The organism is Halomonas sp. 18071143, assembly GCF_019211725.1.
GTDB lineage: Bacteria > Pseudomonadota > Gammaproteobacteria > Pseudomonadales > Halomonadaceae > Vreelandella > Vreelandella stevensii.
On sequence record NZ_CP078120.1, the window covers coordinates 1,435,240 to 1,448,618 of the forward strand.

The following is a 13,379-nucleotide window of genomic DNA, read 5'->3' on the forward strand; positions in this document are numbered from 1 at the left end:
CGCCGCGAGTTTGTTGGGCAAGAGCGTTTAACTAGCGCAAACGGCGTCGCTCGCTCGACGAAGGTATACCCATCGACTCTCGGTACTTGGCGACGGTGCGGCGTGCCACGGTAATGCCACCCTCTTCCAGCAGGGTGACCAGGCGACTGTCGGAGAGTGGCTTGCCTGGCGGCTCGTCCTGAATCAGTTTCTTGATGCGTGCTCGAATGGCCGTGCTGGAGTGGCTGTCGCCGCCCTCCTGGCCGCTGACCTGGCTGGAGAAGAAGTACTTGAGCTCGAAGACCCCGCGCGGGGTATGAATGTATTTCTGGGTGGTGACCCGGGAGATGGTCGATTCATGCATCTCTACCGCTTCGGCGATATCGGCCAGAATCAGCGGTTTCATGGCCTCTTCACCCTGCTCGAGGAAGCCTATCTGGCGGGCAATGATCTCGCGCCCCACGCGCAGCAGCGTGTCGTTGCGGCTCGACAGGCTCTTGATCAGCCAGCGAGCCTCCTGGAGGTGCTCTTTCAAAAACTGGTTGTCCTGGCTCTTGTCGGCGCGCTTGATCAGGCTGGCGTAGTCGGGCTGGATACGTAGCCGAGGCAGCGCTTCCGGGTTGAGTTCCAGATGCCAGCCCTCGTGATCGTGACGTACCACCAGGTCCGGCGTCACATAGCTGTCGTCGGTGACGCCGTAGGCGCTTCCGGGGCGAGGGTCAAGGCTGCGGATTAAACGAATGACATCGTCCAGCTGCTCGTCATCGAGGCTCAGGCGTCGTTTCAGCAGGCGCATGTCGTCCTTGCCCAGCGCTTCGAGAAACTGGCGTACCAGACGCTTGGCGGGCATCAACAGCGGAGTGTCTTCGGGTAGCGCGGCCAGCTGCAGCATCAGGCACTCGCGCAGGTCACGGGCGAACACGCCAGTAGGCTCGAACTGCTGCAGGCGCAGCAAGGTGTTTTCGACCTCGCGTTGGCTCAGGCCATCGTGGCCCTGCGCCTTGAGCCCCTCGCGGATGTCGTTGAGCGGCTGGGTCAGATAGCCGTTGGCATCCAGCGCATCGATGAGGCTCTCGGCAATGGCTTGCTCACGCGCAGAGAAGTCGGTCATGGCCAGTTGCCAGAGCAAGTGCCCGTGAAGGCTCTGCCCGGCCGCCTGGCGCTCGAAGTCCGGGCCTTCGCTACTGCCGCCCGCGCTGCCCATGTCCTGGTAGGTGTCGGACCAGTCGCTGTCCACGGAGAGCTCGTTGGGAATGCTGTCTGCCCACTCGGCTTCCTGAGGCTCGCTGACCGCCTGTTCGCCAAACTCATCCTCCTGTTCGAGCATGGGGTTGGCATCCAGCGCCTGCTGAATTTCTTGACGAAGGTCCAGCGTCGATAGCTGAAGCAGCGCAATGGCCTGCTGCAGCTGAGGTGTCATGGTCAGCTGTGTGCCGATGCGCAGTTGAAGAGAAGCTTTCATGACCATCTGAGAACCACTCGTTAATCAGAAAGCTCCACCCTAGAGCGACTCTCCGTTTGGTGCAAGTGCAATAAGCATGCCACTAAATAAAATGTCTTCGTGGGCCATTATTTAAAGGCGGAAGTCGGCGCCCAGGTAGACGTCGCGCACCTTCTGGTTATTGAGAATTTCCTGGGGGTTTCCACTGGCTATGATGTGTCCGTCGCCAACAATATAGGCAATATCGCAGATATCCAGGGTTTCACGCACGTTGTGGTCGGTAATCAGCACGCCAATATGGCGCTTCTTGAGCGCGCGTATGATCGACTTGATATCGCCCACGGAAATGGGGTCGACGCCAGCAAAAGGTTCGTCCAGTAGAATGAAGGCGGGCTCGGTGGCCAGCGAGCGGGCAATTTCCACCCGTCGCCGCTCGCCGCCCGACAGGCTCATGCCCAGGTTGTCGCGAATATGGGTGATGTGGAAGTCTTCCAGCAGGGATTCGAGCTTCGCTTCTCGGCTATTGCGGTCCAGCTCCCGGCGCGTTTCCAGAATGGCCATGATGTTGTCGGCCACCGACAGCTTGCGAAAGATCGATGCTTCCTGGGGCAGGTAGCCGATACCCGCCAGCGCGCGTTCATGCATGGGCGCCCGGGTCAGGTCGAGATCGTCGATGCCCACCTTGCCAGCATCGGATTTCACCAGGCCGACGATCATGTAGAACGAGGTGGTCTTGCCCGCGCCGTTAGGGCCCAGCAGGCCCACCACGCTGCCCTGGGCAATTTCCAGATTGATATCCTTGACCACGCGGCGGCGTTTGTAGCTCTTGGCCAGATGCTGTGCATGGAGTGTCTTGACCGCTGCGGTGTCGGGGGTCATCGCTGTCACGGGGCGTCCTCTCGCTATTGTTCGGGCTGCAGGGTCATGCGGATGCGCTGTGGCGAACTGCCGCTGACATCAGAGCGCGCTTGCACCACCCCGCGGTCGATGAAGTATTCGAGCCGTCCCCCCTGGAAACGATCCCCTTGCTGGGTCAGTTCGGCTTGGTCGATGAGCTCGACGCGGCGTTCGGACACGTGGTAGACGATGCGGCGCGCCCAGCCTTCCATGGGCGTCGTCTGGTCTTCCAGTTGATTGCGCAGGTAGGCACGCTCGCCCGTGGCGACGGCCCGGGAGAGTTCGCCGGCCTGGTTGCGGTGAATTTCGACACGCTCTCCCCGCAGCTGCATTTCACCCTGACGAATATCGACATTGCCAGAGTAAACCGCCGTGCCCGCGCGCTGGTCCAAGTCCAGGCGGTCGGCCTCTACTTCGATAGGGGCTTGTTGTTGAGCAGTAGCAGGCAGCGCGCCTACGACTACCATGGGAACGGCAAGGGCGAGCAGTGCCGTACGAAGCAGGGCGTTCATGGCGACTCCTGAGAAGAGTGGGGGGCGGGCGGATGCACGCCGCGCACGTTATTGATCAAGCTGACACGACTATCGTCCAGCCAGACATCCATACGGGATGCCTCGATACGTTGGGGCGGCTGCTGCAGCACTACGGGGGTATCGCTCCAGGCATGACGTGCCAGGCCATCATAATGCAGCAGGTCGGTATCCAGCTGCCAGCCTTCGTCTGGTGCCAATAGCCGTGCCGATCCGGCCAGCGTCAGCGCCTGGGTGTCCGTGTTCAGGGTACCGGTATCGGCAACCGCCAACCACTCACGCTGTTCACTATCGAACAGCGTGGCGCGCGGTGACGTGACGTTGGTCATCGCCGCTTGCGGGGTATGTACCAGTCGCGGCGCGACCAGCGACTGTTGCAGAGTGCCATCTTCACCAAACAGAGTGATCTCGGCATTCTCCAGCACGTGTCCGGGCTCCTGAGCCTGAGCCTCAGGATCTACCTCGCGCTGCTGGGGCGCGCGGGGGTCCAGCCAAACCAGCAGTCCCCCCAGGGTGATGACCAGCCCCGTCAGCCAGACGCGCTTTTTCACCCTGATGCCCATTCAGGTGGAGCCGTGTAGGTAAGTGTCGAGCACGGCGTCCCAGTGCCCCTGGCTGGTCAGCAGCGTGTCGCAAATTTCGCGAACGGCGCCATGTCCGCCCAGACGGTCGGTAATCCAGTCGGCGTGGGTATGCATGTAGTCCGGTGCGTTGGGGACGGTGATGCCGATGCCCGAGCGTTTGATCGGCGCCAGGTCCGGGAGGTCATCGCCGCAGAAGGCGACCTGCTCCAGGGTGATGCCGAGCCGCTGGCAGAGCCCACGCAGGGTGGCGAGCTTATCTTCACAGCCTTGATGAACATGGCTGATGCCCAGCGCTGCGGCGCGCTGGCTCACCATGGGCGAGTCACGGCCGGTAATCAGCGCGACATGGATGCCGGCGCGCTTGAGCAGCTTCAAGCCGTGGCCATCCTGGGTATGAAAGGCCTTGATTTCGACGCCGTCGGCCTGGAAGTAAAGGCGACCATCGGTCAGCACGCCGTCCACGTCCAGGGCCAGCAGTTTTACACGGCGTATACGATCTAAAAGCGCGTCAGGTAGGGCCATAGAGCCTCCGTATCATTCATCATGGGATCATGGGTTAGATAACGCCGCTTGCCAGCAGGTCATGCATATGTAGCGCGCCAATCGGGCGCTGCTGTTCATCGACCACGGCCAGCGCCGTGATACGACTATCTTCCATTATACGCACGGCTTCGGCCGCCAGGACGTCGGGGCCGATGCGTTTGCCGGGCCGCGTCATGACGTCGTCTACCTTGACGTTGCGCAGGTCGTGAAACTGGTCCAGCGTGCGGCGCAGGTCGCCGTCGGTATAGACCCCGGCAAGCCGACCCTCATTGTCGATGACACAGGTAAAGCCGAGCCCCTGGCGGGTAATTTCCAGCAGGGCATCGCGCAGCGGGCTGCCCAGCGCCACCCGAGGCAGCCGCGCGCCGTCGTGCATCAGGTCGCGTACCCTTAGCAGCAGGCGTTTGCCCAGGCTGCCGCCGGGGTGTGACAGGGCGAAGTCTTCGGCTGTGAAGCCACGTGCTTCCAGCAGTGCGACCGCCAGCGCGTCACCCAGCGCAAGCGCTGCCGTCGTCGAGCTGGTGGGGGCCAGATCCAGAGGGCAGGCTTCTCGCTCGACGCCGCTGTCCAGGTGGGCCTCGGCATGGCGTGCCAGGGTGGAGTCCGGGCGCCCCGTCATGCTGATCAAGGGGGTTCCCAGGCGCTTGAGCAGCGGCAGCAGGGCGGTGACTTCGCCGGTTTCACCCGAGTTCGACAGGGCCAGCACCACATCGCCCCGGGTAATCATGCCGAGGTCGCCGTGGCTGGCTTCGCCGGGGTGAACGAAGAACGCGGGCGTGCCGGTACTGGCCAGGGTGGCTGCCAGCTTGCCGGCGATATGGCCGGATTTGCCCATGCCGGTCACCACCACGCGACCCTTGCAAGCCAGGATAAGCTGGCAGGCGCGGTCGAAGCTCTCGTCCAGCTTGGCTTGCAAACCACCAATGGCCGCTTGCTCTATCTGCAGTGTCCGCAGCGCGCTTTCACGCAGTAAGCTGGGTGGGGTGGGAGATTGGGGCATGATCGGTCTCGTTCTCGTCATCACGGTTGATAGCCTTCAAGAATAACACCTTGCGGCGGCTTTTAGCCAAACTGCGGGCAGGCGCTGGGCAGCAGGCCAGGTGCGCGTGGCTGTTCCTGTGGGTAGCGTTAGGATACGATGTTCGATAATATTTCGAAAACACTGTTTTTTTAAACCGCCGATCCGGGCTTGACATGCCCGCGTCGGCGAGCGAACGAGGGGTGTGATGCCCATGACGGATATGCCCTTTATCCAGGTGGAGGATGTGTACTTTTCCCGCGGCGACCACGATATCTTTCGTGGCGTGAGCATGAGCATTCCGCGTGGCAAAGTCACTGCCATCATGGGGCCCAGCGGAACCGGCAAGACCACCCTGTTGAAATTGATCGGCGGGCAACTGGTGCCTGACCGGGGGCGCGTGCTGATTGATGGGCAGGATGTGCATCGGCTGTCTCGCAAAGCGCTGTTTGCGCTGCGCAAGCGAATGGGCATGCTGTTTCAGAGTGGCGCGCTGTTTTCCGATCTGGATGTCTTCGAGAACGTCGCTTTTCCACTACGCGTGCATACCAACCTGCCCGATACCATGATTCGTGACCTGGTGTTGATGAAGCTGCAGGCCGTGGGCCTGCGCGGCGCGCGTCATCTGTCGCCCGCCGAGCTTTCAGGGGGCATGGCCCGCCGGGTGGCGCTGGCACGGGCCGTGGCGCTGGACCCGGAGCTGATTCTCTATGATGAGCCCTTTGTGGGCCAGGACCCTATTTCCATGGGCGTACTGGTGCAGCTTATCAAGCGCTTGAACCAGGCCATGTCGCTGACCTCTGTAGTGGTTTCCCATGACATCAAGGAGACCTTGAGCATTGCCGACTATCTCTACCTGATCGCCGATGGCCAGGTGGTGGCGCATGGCACGCCGGCGTCACTGGATGTCAATGAGGACCCCAGAGTCAGTCAGTTCATGCATGGTGAGCCGGACGGCCCTGTGCCGTTTCACTATCCTGGCAACACCCTTTACCGAGACATTCTCGGTCACGATCCAGCAAGCGGGGCAGGGTAAATGCAGTCAAGACTCTTACAGTGGGTAGCGCCCATCACGCGATTGGGGCGCAAGGGATGCGAGATGGTGGAAGCGCTGGGGCGCGCGGCAGTGTTTCTCGCGCAGTCGGCGGTCGGGGTGCCTTCCCGTGAAGGGTGGGCTCTGTGGCTTCGTCAAATGCATTTTGTCGGCGTGCTTTCTCTGGCTATCGTGCTGGTGTCCGGGCTGTTCATCGGCATGGTGCTGGCGCTTCAGGGCTACACCATTCTGGTGGACTTTGGTGCCGAGCAGGCGTTGGGGCAGATGGTGGCGCTGTCGTTGCTGCGGGAGCTGGCGCCGGTGGTGGCAGCGCTGCTTTTTGCAGGGCGGGCTGGTTCGGCGTTGACCGCCGAAATTGGTTTGATGAAGGCCACCGAACAGTTGACCAGCATGGAAATGATTGGCGTCGACCCGCTGCGTCGCGTAGTGGCCCCGAGGCTTTGGGCCGGGTTCGTGGCGCTGCCGATTCTCACCGTGGGATTCAGTGTGGTGGGTATCTGGGGCGGCTATCTGGTGGGCGTCGAGTGGCTGGGCGTTTTCGAAGGCTCTTACTGGAGCAACATGCAGTCCAGCGTCTCGTTCATCAATGATGTCGGTAACGGCATGATCAAGAGCCTGGTGTTTGCCCTGGTGGTGACCTGGATCGCCGTGTTCCAGGGCTATGATCTGATTCCCACGTCCGAAGGCATTTCTCGGGCGACCACCCGCACGGTGGTGTACTCATCGTTGGCGGTGCTGGGGCTGGATTTCGTTTTAACCGCCGTCATGTTCGGCGGCCTTCAATAGTTGGGGTGGTGTCATGAAGCGCAGTAAAACCATGGAGTTTGGCGTTGGTCTGTTCATGTTGGCGGGGATCATCGGCCTGGTCTTTCTGGGGCTGAGAGTCAGCGGTTTGACGCTTTCGGGCGCGTCTGACACGTTCCGCCTGGAAGCCAACTTCTCCAATATCGGCGGCCTCAAGCCGCGTGCCCGCGTCACCATGGCGGGCGTGACCGTTGGACGTGTCGAGGCCATCGAGCTGGACCGGGAGTGGTACGACGCCCGCGTAGTCCTAAGCCTGAACAGTGACCTGGAGGGCCAGCTTTCCCAGGATACCACGGCGGCCATTCTGACGGCGGGGCTGCTGGGCGAGCAGTACATTGGTTTGAGTGTGGGCGGCGCCCCTGAGGTGCTGGAAGACGGTGACACGATTCGCGACACACAATCCGCGCTGGTGCTGGAAGAACTTATTCAGCAGTTCGTGTCCAATATGGTCAGCAACTAAGCATCCATGGTGATGGTGCTTGATTACAGAGGTGTAATGATGCAAAAGATGACAGCAACTTTTTCCCGCTGGTTTGCCCTGGTCATGTTGTTGACGGCCTTGCCTGCCTTGGCCAAGGCGCAATCTCAATCGCCCGAACAGATGATTCGCAACAACATCGACGAGTTCATGGCGCAAATCGACGGGCGTGAAGACTATTATGCCAATAACCTCGATGAGCTGAAGGCGCTGGTCAACGATAGCCTGGATGATATTGCCGATTTCCGTTACATCGGCGCCAGCGTCATGGGCAGTTACTTCCGCAACGCTACGCCAGAGCAGCGCAGCCGCTTTGCGGAGGTCTTCCGCCAGACGCTGATTGATACCTACACACGAGGTCTGGTGACTTTCGACTACGATGAGCTGCGTGTGTTGAGTCAGCAGCGTGCCCAGCGTCACGAAGATCAAGCGAGCGTCGATATGGAAGTGGTGGCCAGCAACGGTCAGGTCTACCCGGTTACCTATAGCCTGCGGCTGGCCAATGGTGAGTGGCGTGTGGTCAACGTGATCGTCAATGGCATCAACCTGGGCCTCACGTTCCGCAATCAGTTCGATCAGGCCATGCGTGAAAACAATCGCGATTACGATGCGGTCATTCGTGGCTGGTCGCCGGACATCGGCGTCGAAGAGCTGGAGCAAGGGGGCGATGCGTGAGCACGCTGCTCGACCGCCCGAATGTCTCGCTGGCCGAGCAACCGGATGGGTTGGTGGTGTCCGGTGACTTGAGCATGAACGCCGCCGCCGATGTGGCGGCGGCAGGAGTGAGCTGGCTGCGAACCACCCGAGCCACGTCGGTTCAGTTCGACTTCAGCGGTGTCGATGGTGCCAGTAGCGCTGCCTTGAGCGTGATGTTCGAGTGGCTGCGAGCCAGCCAAGCCAGGCAGTTGCCGGTGAGCGCGATCGTGCTATCGCCGCCGCTCCAGCGTCTGGCGACGCTGGCAGAGCTGGAGCCCTTGATAGCTCAGCACAGCCCCGTGCAGTAATCCTTCTCCATAAAGCAGCCTGCGGGCTGCTTTCTTCTATCCGTCATGCTGCCAACATCGCCAAGCGTGATGCTTTTCTTTATCATGTGGCTTTTCCGCACATTCTTTTCGACCCCAAAGGAGTTTCCTGGCTTATGCAACCCAACGAGGTCAAAGCACTGCTTGAATCCCGCATCGATGGGTGTGAGTTTCACATCCAGGGAGAAGGCTGCAATTTTCAGGTGATTGCGGTTGGCGAAGCCTTTGAAGGTCTCTCACCCGTGAAGCGCCAGCAGCTGGTCTACGCCGCGCTGAGTGATGAAATCGCGTCCGGTGCCCTCCACGCTATCAGCATCAAAACGTTTACCCCGACGCAGTGGCAAACTGCATCGCAAAGTGCTGAGTAACGGCCTGCCCATGGATAAGCTGATTATTACCGGCAACGGTTGCGTTGACGGAGAAGTGTGGGCCAGTGGCGCCAAGAACGCGGCGCTGCCCATTCTGTGTGCCAGCCTGTTGGCCGATGGCCCCGTCGTGATCGGCAATTTGCCGCACTTGCAGGATATCACCACGACGCTGGAGCTGTTGGGCCGGATGGGCGTCGAGCCCGTCATGGGCGAGAAGCTGAGCATTCAGTTGGACGGCTCTCAAGTGACCCAGTGCCATGCGCCTTATGAGCTTGTCAAGAAAATGCGCGCCTCGATTCTGGTGCTGGGCCCGTTGCTGGCGCACTTCGGCAAAGCCGATGTTTCGCTGCCTGGTGGGTGTGCCATTGGCTCGCGGCCGGTGGATCTGCACCTGCGTGGCCTCGAGGCCATGGGTGCCGAAATCCACGTGGAAGCGGGCTATATTCGTGCGCGCGTAGAGGGTCGCCTCAAGGGGGCCACGATCTTCTTCGATACGGTGACCGTGACGGGCACCGAGAACCTGCTGATGGCCGCGACCCTGGCCGATGGCCGTACCGTTCTTGAAAATGCTGCCCGTGAGCCCGAGGTCGTGGACCTTGCCGAGTGTCTGATCAAGATGGGCGCGAAGATCAAGGGGCATGGCACCGATACCATCATCATCGATGGGGTGCCTTCCCTGCACGGCTGTGAACACGATGTGATGCCGGACCGTATCGAAACCGGAACGTTTCTGGTGGCGGCTGCCATGACCGGTGGGCGCGTCAAGGTCAAGCGTACTCGTGCCGATATCCTCGAGGCAGTGCTGGCCAAGCTGGAAGAGGCCGGTGCCGAGATCACCAGTGGTGACGACTGGATCGCGCTGGATATGCATGGCAAGCGCCCCAAGGCCGTCAATATTCGTACCGCGCCTTATCCGGCATTTCCCACCGACATGCAGGCGCAGTTCGTGGCCATGAATGCGGTGGCAGAAGGGCACTCTCGCGTGGTGGAGACGATCTTCGAAAACCGTTTCATGCACGTGCAAGAGCTCAATCGCATGGGGGCCAATATCGTGCTGGAGGGCAACGCTGCCCTCATCAAGGGCGTCGACAAACTGTCCGGTGCGCCGGTCATGGCCACGGACTTGCGCGCCTCGGCGTCTCTGGTGATCGCGGCCATGATGGCCGAAGGCGAGACGCTGGTAGACCGCATCTACCATATTGATCGCGGCTATGAATGCATCGAGGAAAAACTTCAGCTGCTGGGGGCGAAGATTCGTCGCATCCCCGGCTAAGCCATGTGACCAACCATTGGCCTTACACCATGAGTAAGCAATTGATCCTGGCCCTCTCGAAAGGGCGTATTCTGGACGAGACACTGCCGCTGTTGGCAGATGCGGGTATTACACCCGCCGAAGACCTGAGCAAGAGTCGCAAGCTGCTGTTCGACACCAACCTGCCGGATGTGAAGCTGGTCATCATTCGCGCCACCGATGTACCGACCTATGTACAGTTGGGGGCCGCCGACGTGGGCGTGGCGGGCAAGGATGTACTGCTGGAGCATGGTGCCGAGGGGCTGTACGAGCCGCTGGATCTGGACATTGCCCGCTGCAAGCTGATGACGGCAGGCGTGACCGGGCAGCCCCCGGCGCGAGCCCGTCGCCGGGTAGCGACCAAATTCGTCAACGTGGCGCGCCGCTACTACGCCGAGCAGGGCATTCAGGCAGAGGTGATCAAGCTGTACGGCGCCATGGAGCTGGCGCCGTTGATGAACCTCGCCGACGAGATCGTCGATATCGTCGATACCGGCAATACGCTGCGTGCCAACGGCATGGAGCCGAGGGAGTTGATTGCCCATATCAGCACCCGCCTGGTAGTTAACAAGGCGGCCATGACCATGAAGCATGATCGTATCAAACCGCTACTGGCGCGTTTGGAAAGTGCCGTAAAGCAACGTCAATTGCTGCCTGCCGAATGACACGAGGTTCGCCATGAGTGAGACAACCACTGCCACCATTGCTCGGCTCTCTACCACTGAGCCGGGCTTCCACCGTCAGCTGGATGCGCTGCTGGACTGGGAGGGCGTGTCCGATAGCGCCGTGCAGGCCCGTGTCGATGAAATACTGGCGGACGTCAAACAGCGCGGTGATCAGGCCGTCATCGATGCCACCAACCGCTTCGATCGGCTGGCCGTCGACTCCATGGAGCAATTGCGCCTGTCGCCCGAGCAGTTGAAAACAGCGTATGAGGGGCTGCCGTCGGAACAGCGTGAAGCGCTGGCCGTGGCAGCGGAGCGCATTCGTCGTTACCACGAGCGGCAGAAGCCGGAGTCCTGGCAGTATCAAGAGGCCGATGGCACGGTGCTGGGACAAAAGGTGACGCCACTGGACCGCGCTGGTATCTATGTGCCGGGCGGCAAGGCGGCCTATCCTTCTTCGGTGCTGATGAATGCGATACCCGCCCACGTGGCTGGCGTGCGTGAGATCGTCATGGTGGTGCCGACCCCTGACGGTGTGCTGAACGATCTGGTGCTGGCGGCGGCACACCTGGCCGGTGTCGATCATGTCTTCACCATCGGTGGGGCGCAGGCAGTTGCAGCCTTGGCTTATGGCACCCAGAGCGTACCCCGTGTCGACAAGATCGTGGGCCCCGGCAATATTTACGTGGCCACCGCCAAGCGTGCGGTCTTCGGGCAGGTAGGTATCGACATGATTGCCGGGCCGTCAGAAATCATGGTGGTCTCCGATGGGCAGACCGACCCTGATTGGTTGGCCATGGATCTGTTCTCCCAGGCTGAGCATGATGAAGATGCCCAGGCGATTCTGGTCAGTTGGCACGCCGAGCACCTGGATGCCGTCGCGGCTTCCATCGAACGACTGCTGCCTACGCTGGAGCGCGAGGAGATTGCGCGTGCTTCGCTCAAGCGCCGGGGGGCGCTGATTCTCTGTCAGCACCCGGCCGACGCCGTCGAGATGATCAATCGCATAGCGCCGGAGCACCTGGAGCTTTCCGTGGCCGAGCCCGAGGCGTGGCTAGAGGAGATCCGCCATGCAGGCGCCATCTTCATGGGGCGTCATACGTCGGAGGCCCTGGGTGACTACTGCGCGGGCCCCAATCACGTACTGCCGACGTCCGGCACGGCGCGCTTCTCGTCACCGCTGGGGGTTTATGACTTCCAGAAGCGCTCTTCGATCATTCACTGCTCTCCTGAAGGAGCGTCCGAACTGGGCAAAGTGGCGTCGGTCCTCGCCCGAGGCGAATACCTGACGGCCCATGCACGCTCGGCCGAGTATCGTATTCGCAGCAAGTAAGGTATGGGGGAGCGGCTTCAGGAGCCGCTCTGCCGATCTTCGGACGTCGCATTGGTGGGCACGGGGCGCTCGCCCACTTCCAGGGTGACCTCCATGCGCTCACCGCTGCGCACGATGGTCAGCGGTAGCCTGGTGCCCGGTGGGATGGAGGCAATCTCGCTCATGGTGGCGCGTGCATCCATGATCACCTGGTCATCGATGGAGAGCAGCACATCGCCAGGCTGAAGCCCTGCCTCCGCTGCTGGCCCACCGCTGACCACGCCGGCCACGATGACGCCTTGGGGAGTACGTAACCCAAACGAGGCGGCCAGTTCCCGCGATAGCGCCTGAGCCTCGATGCCCAGCCAGCCACGAATCACCCGGCCGCGGGTGACCAGTTCGTCGAGGATGCTGTGGGCAAGGTTGGCCGGAATGGCGAAGCCTATTCCCTGTGAGCCTCCCGAGCGTGAAAAGATCGCCGTATTGATGCCTACCAGTGCACCGTCAGGGTTGACCAGTGCTCCGCCTGAGTTGCCCGGGTTGATGGCCGCGTCGGTTTGGATGAAATCTTCATAGGCATTCAACCCCAGGTGGCTGCGCCCCGTGGCGCTAATAATGCCCATGGTCACTGTCTGGCCAACCCCAAAGGGGTTGCCTATTGCCAGCGCCACATCGCCCACGGCCACTTCCTTCGAGTCAGCCAGTTCGATCACAGGTAGGTTGTCCAGTTGAATGCGCAACACTGCCAGATCGCTTTCCGGGTCGGTGCCAATCACTTGAGCCAGTGTTTCGCGGCCGTCGCGCAGCGCCACTTGTATCTGGTCGGCGCCGCTGATCACGTGATGATTGGTAAGCACATAGCCGTCGTCACTGACGATGACCCCGGAACCCAGGCTGGACAGCATGCGTTGGTGGGTCGTGGCGTCGTCACCGCCGAAAAATTGCTGGAAGAACGGGTCAGACATCAGCGGGTGCTGGTCCCGCGACACGATGCGCGACGAATAAATGTTGACCACCGCTGGCGCGGCCTGGTTGACGGCGTTGGCGTAGCTGGCAGGCCCCTGGCTACGCGTAAGTGGCGCGGCCTGGCGTATTTCGGGGGCGGGCCGGTTGGCCGTCGACTCGCTATTGGTCGCGACCAGCGCTGGCTGGGGCTCTACGCTGGCAGGGGGAGATTGACGAAACGGGTTGGGAATCTGTTGAGGGAAGGCCAGCAGAATGACTGCGGCCAGCAGAAGGCCCGTGGTAATGGGCCAGAGATAGGGCAGCACAAGGCGGTGCATGCAAGCATTCCTCAGCGGATGGCGGTCTTCAGCAGGTCGCGAGGTTCGCGATAACGTGCAGCGAGTTTACAATGGAGGTTATGGTAACACTTAACGCCTCGCTTCCCCAC

16 protein-coding genes are annotated in these 13,379 nt (G+C 61.2%); 9 read left to right on the forward strand and 7 right to left on the reverse strand.

Annotation, left to right across the window (positions count from 1 at the left end; all coding sequences use genetic code 11):
* Positions 1–31: 31 nt before the first annotated feature.
* From KVY02_RS06620 to KVY02_RS06645, 6 genes are all read right to left on the reverse strand, one after another.
* Positions 32–1,447 (reverse strand): RNA polymerase factor sigma-54, encoded by a 1,416-nt coding sequence (locus KVY02_RS06620; protein WP_016913480.1) that lies wholly within the window; start codon positions 1,445–1,447, stop codon positions 32–34.
* Positions 1,448–1,552: 105 nt separating this feature from the next.
* Positions 1,553–2,299, reverse strand: coding sequence for an LPS export ABC transporter ATP-binding protein (lptB, locus tag KVY02_RS06625; RefSeq protein ID WP_016913481.1), 747 nt, complete (start codon positions 2,297–2,299; stop codon positions 1,553–1,555).
* Between the two features lie 23 nt (positions 2,300–2,322).
* Positions 2,323–2,829, reverse strand: coding sequence for a lipopolysaccharide transport periplasmic protein LptA (gene lptA, locus KVY02_RS06630; protein WP_016913482.1), 507 nt, complete (start codon positions 2,827–2,829; stop codon positions 2,323–2,325).
* Positions 2,826–3,410 carry an LPS export ABC transporter periplasmic protein LptC gene (lptC, locus tag KVY02_RS06635; RefSeq protein ID WP_016913483.1) on the reverse strand — a complete coding sequence of 195 codons (585 nt, stop codon included), beginning with the start codon at positions 3,408–3,410 and terminating at the stop codon, positions 2,826–2,828. The genes lptA and lptC overlap by 4 nt, the downstream gene beginning before the upstream one ends.
* The gene (locus KVY02_RS06640) at positions 3,411–3,953 is read right to left on the reverse strand and encodes a KdsC family phosphatase (RefSeq protein WP_218314827.1); all 543 of its coding nucleotides are present in this window, start codon (positions 3,951–3,953) and stop codon (positions 3,411–3,413) included.
* Positions 3,954–3,987: 34 nt separating this feature from the next.
* The gene (locus KVY02_RS06645; RefSeq protein ID WP_193461179.1) at positions 3,988–4,974 is read right to left on the reverse strand and encodes a KpsF/GutQ family sugar-phosphate isomerase; all 987 of its coding nucleotides are present in this window, start codon (positions 4,972–4,974) and stop codon (positions 3,988–3,990) included.
* Positions 4,975–5,206: 232 nt separating this feature from the next.
* Here KVY02_RS06645 and KVY02_RS06650 point away from each other — a divergent pair, with 232 nt between their 5' ends.
* From KVY02_RS06650 to hisD, 9 genes are all read left to right on the forward strand, one after another.
* Positions 5,207–6,028 (forward strand): ABC transporter ATP-binding protein, encoded by an 822-nt coding sequence (locus KVY02_RS06650; RefSeq protein WP_218315054.1) that lies wholly within the window; start codon positions 5,207–5,209, stop codon positions 6,026–6,028.
* Positions 6,029–6,832: a lipid asymmetry maintenance ABC transporter permease subunit MlaE gene (mlaE, locus tag KVY02_RS06655; protein WP_039177449.1), complete on the forward strand. Its 804-nt coding sequence runs from the start codon at positions 6,029–6,031 to the stop codon at positions 6,830–6,832. It begins immediately after the preceding gene.
* A 13-nt stretch (positions 6,833–6,845) separates the two neighbouring features.
* On the forward strand, positions 6,846–7,310 hold the full coding sequence (gene mlaD, locus KVY02_RS06660; protein ID WP_193461180.1) for an outer membrane lipid asymmetry maintenance protein MlaD: 465 nt from the start codon (positions 6,846–6,848) through the stop codon (positions 7,308–7,310).
* A 39-nt stretch (positions 7,311–7,349) separates the two neighbouring features.
* Positions 7,350–8,003: an MlaC/ttg2D family ABC transporter substrate-binding protein gene (locus KVY02_RS06665; protein ID WP_218314828.1), complete on the forward strand. Its 654-nt coding sequence runs from the start codon at positions 7,350–7,352 to the stop codon at positions 8,001–8,003.
* Positions 8,000–8,332, forward strand: coding sequence for an STAS domain-containing protein (locus KVY02_RS06670; protein ID WP_081137021.1), 333 nt, complete (start codon positions 8,000–8,002; stop codon positions 8,330–8,332). The genes KVY02_RS06665 and KVY02_RS06670 overlap by 4 nt, the downstream gene beginning before the upstream one ends.
* A gap of 134 nt (positions 8,333–8,466) precedes the next feature.
* A complete protein-coding gene (locus KVY02_RS06675; RefSeq protein WP_016913491.1) occupies positions 8,467–8,718 on the forward strand; it encodes a BolA family protein in 252 nt (83 codons plus the stop codon).
* Between the two features lie 10 nt (positions 8,719–8,728).
* Positions 8,729–9,991, forward strand: coding sequence for a UDP-N-acetylglucosamine 1-carboxyvinyltransferase (gene murA / locus KVY02_RS06680; RefSeq protein WP_081137023.1), 1,263 nt, complete (start codon positions 8,729–8,731; stop codon positions 9,989–9,991).
* A gap of 29 nt (positions 9,992–10,020) precedes the next feature.
* The gene (gene hisG, locus KVY02_RS06685) at positions 10,021–10,674 is read left to right on the forward strand and encodes an ATP phosphoribosyltransferase (protein WP_026001641.1); all 654 of its coding nucleotides are present in this window, start codon (positions 10,021–10,023) and stop codon (positions 10,672–10,674) included.
* A 13-nt stretch (positions 10,675–10,687) separates the two neighbouring features.
* A complete protein-coding gene (hisD, locus tag KVY02_RS06690) occupies positions 10,688–12,007 on the forward strand; it encodes a histidinol dehydrogenase (RefSeq protein ID WP_081137025.1) in 1,320 nt (439 codons plus the stop codon).
* A 17-nt stretch (positions 12,008–12,024) separates the two neighbouring features.
* Here hisD and KVY02_RS06695 read toward each other — a convergent pair whose 3' ends face one another.
* Positions 12,025–13,269, reverse strand: coding sequence for a Do family serine endopeptidase (locus KVY02_RS06695; RefSeq protein ID WP_016913495.1), 1,245 nt, complete (start codon positions 13,267–13,269; stop codon positions 12,025–12,027).
* Between the last annotated feature and the right edge of the window lie 110 nt (positions 13,270–13,379).

Excerpts from the sequence above, each read along its gene's own strand:
- KVY02_RS06620 (WP_016913480.1), bottom strand. The coding sequence starts at position 1,447 with ATGGTCATGAAAGCTTCTCTTCAACTGCGCATCGGCACACAGCTGACC.
- lptB (WP_016913481.1), bottom strand. The coding sequence starts at position 2,299 with ATGACCCCCGACACCGCAGCGGTCAAGACACTCCATGCACAGCATCTG.
- lptA (WP_016913482.1), bottom strand. The coding sequence starts at position 2,829 with ATGAACGCCCTGCTTCGTACGGCACTGCTCGCCCTTGCCGTTCCCATG.
- lptC (WP_016913483.1), bottom strand. The coding sequence starts at position 3,410 with ATGGGCATCAGGGTGAAAAAGCGCGTCTGGCTGACGGGGCTGGTCATC.
- KVY02_RS06640 (WP_218314827.1), bottom strand. The coding sequence starts at position 3,953 with ATGGCCCTACCTGACGCGCTTTTAGATCGTATACGCCGTGTAAAACTG.
- KVY02_RS06645 (WP_193461179.1), bottom strand. The coding sequence starts at position 4,974 with ATGCCCCAATCTCCCACCCCACCCAGCTTACTGCGTGAAAGCGCGCTG.
- KVY02_RS06650 (WP_218315054.1), top strand. The coding sequence starts at position 5,207 with ATGACGGATATGCCCTTTATCCAGGTGGAGGATGTGTACTTTTCCCGC.
- mlaE (WP_039177449.1), top strand. The coding sequence starts at position 6,029 with ATGCAGTCAAGACTCTTACAGTGGGTAGCGCCCATCACGCGATTGGGG.
- mlaD (WP_193461180.1), top strand. The coding sequence starts at position 6,846 with ATGAAGCGCAGTAAAACCATGGAGTTTGGCGTTGGTCTGTTCATGTTG.
- KVY02_RS06665 (WP_218314828.1), top strand. The coding sequence starts at position 7,350 with ATGCAAAAGATGACAGCAACTTTTTCCCGCTGGTTTGCCCTGGTCATG.
- KVY02_RS06675 (WP_016913491.1), top strand. The coding sequence starts at position 8,467 with ATGCAACCCAACGAGGTCAAAGCACTGCTTGAATCCCGCATCGATGGG.
- murA (WP_081137023.1), top strand. The coding sequence starts at position 8,729 with ATGGATAAGCTGATTATTACCGGCAACGGTTGCGTTGACGGAGAAGTG.
- hisG (WP_026001641.1), top strand. The coding sequence starts at position 10,021 with ATGAGTAAGCAATTGATCCTGGCCCTCTCGAAAGGGCGTATTCTGGAC.
- hisD (WP_081137025.1), top strand. The coding sequence starts at position 10,688 with ATGAGTGAGACAACCACTGCCACCATTGCTCGGCTCTCTACCACTGAG.
- KVY02_RS06695 (WP_016913495.1), bottom strand. The coding sequence starts at position 13,269 with ATGCACCGCCTTGTGCTGCCCTATCTCTGGCCCATTACCACGGGCCTT.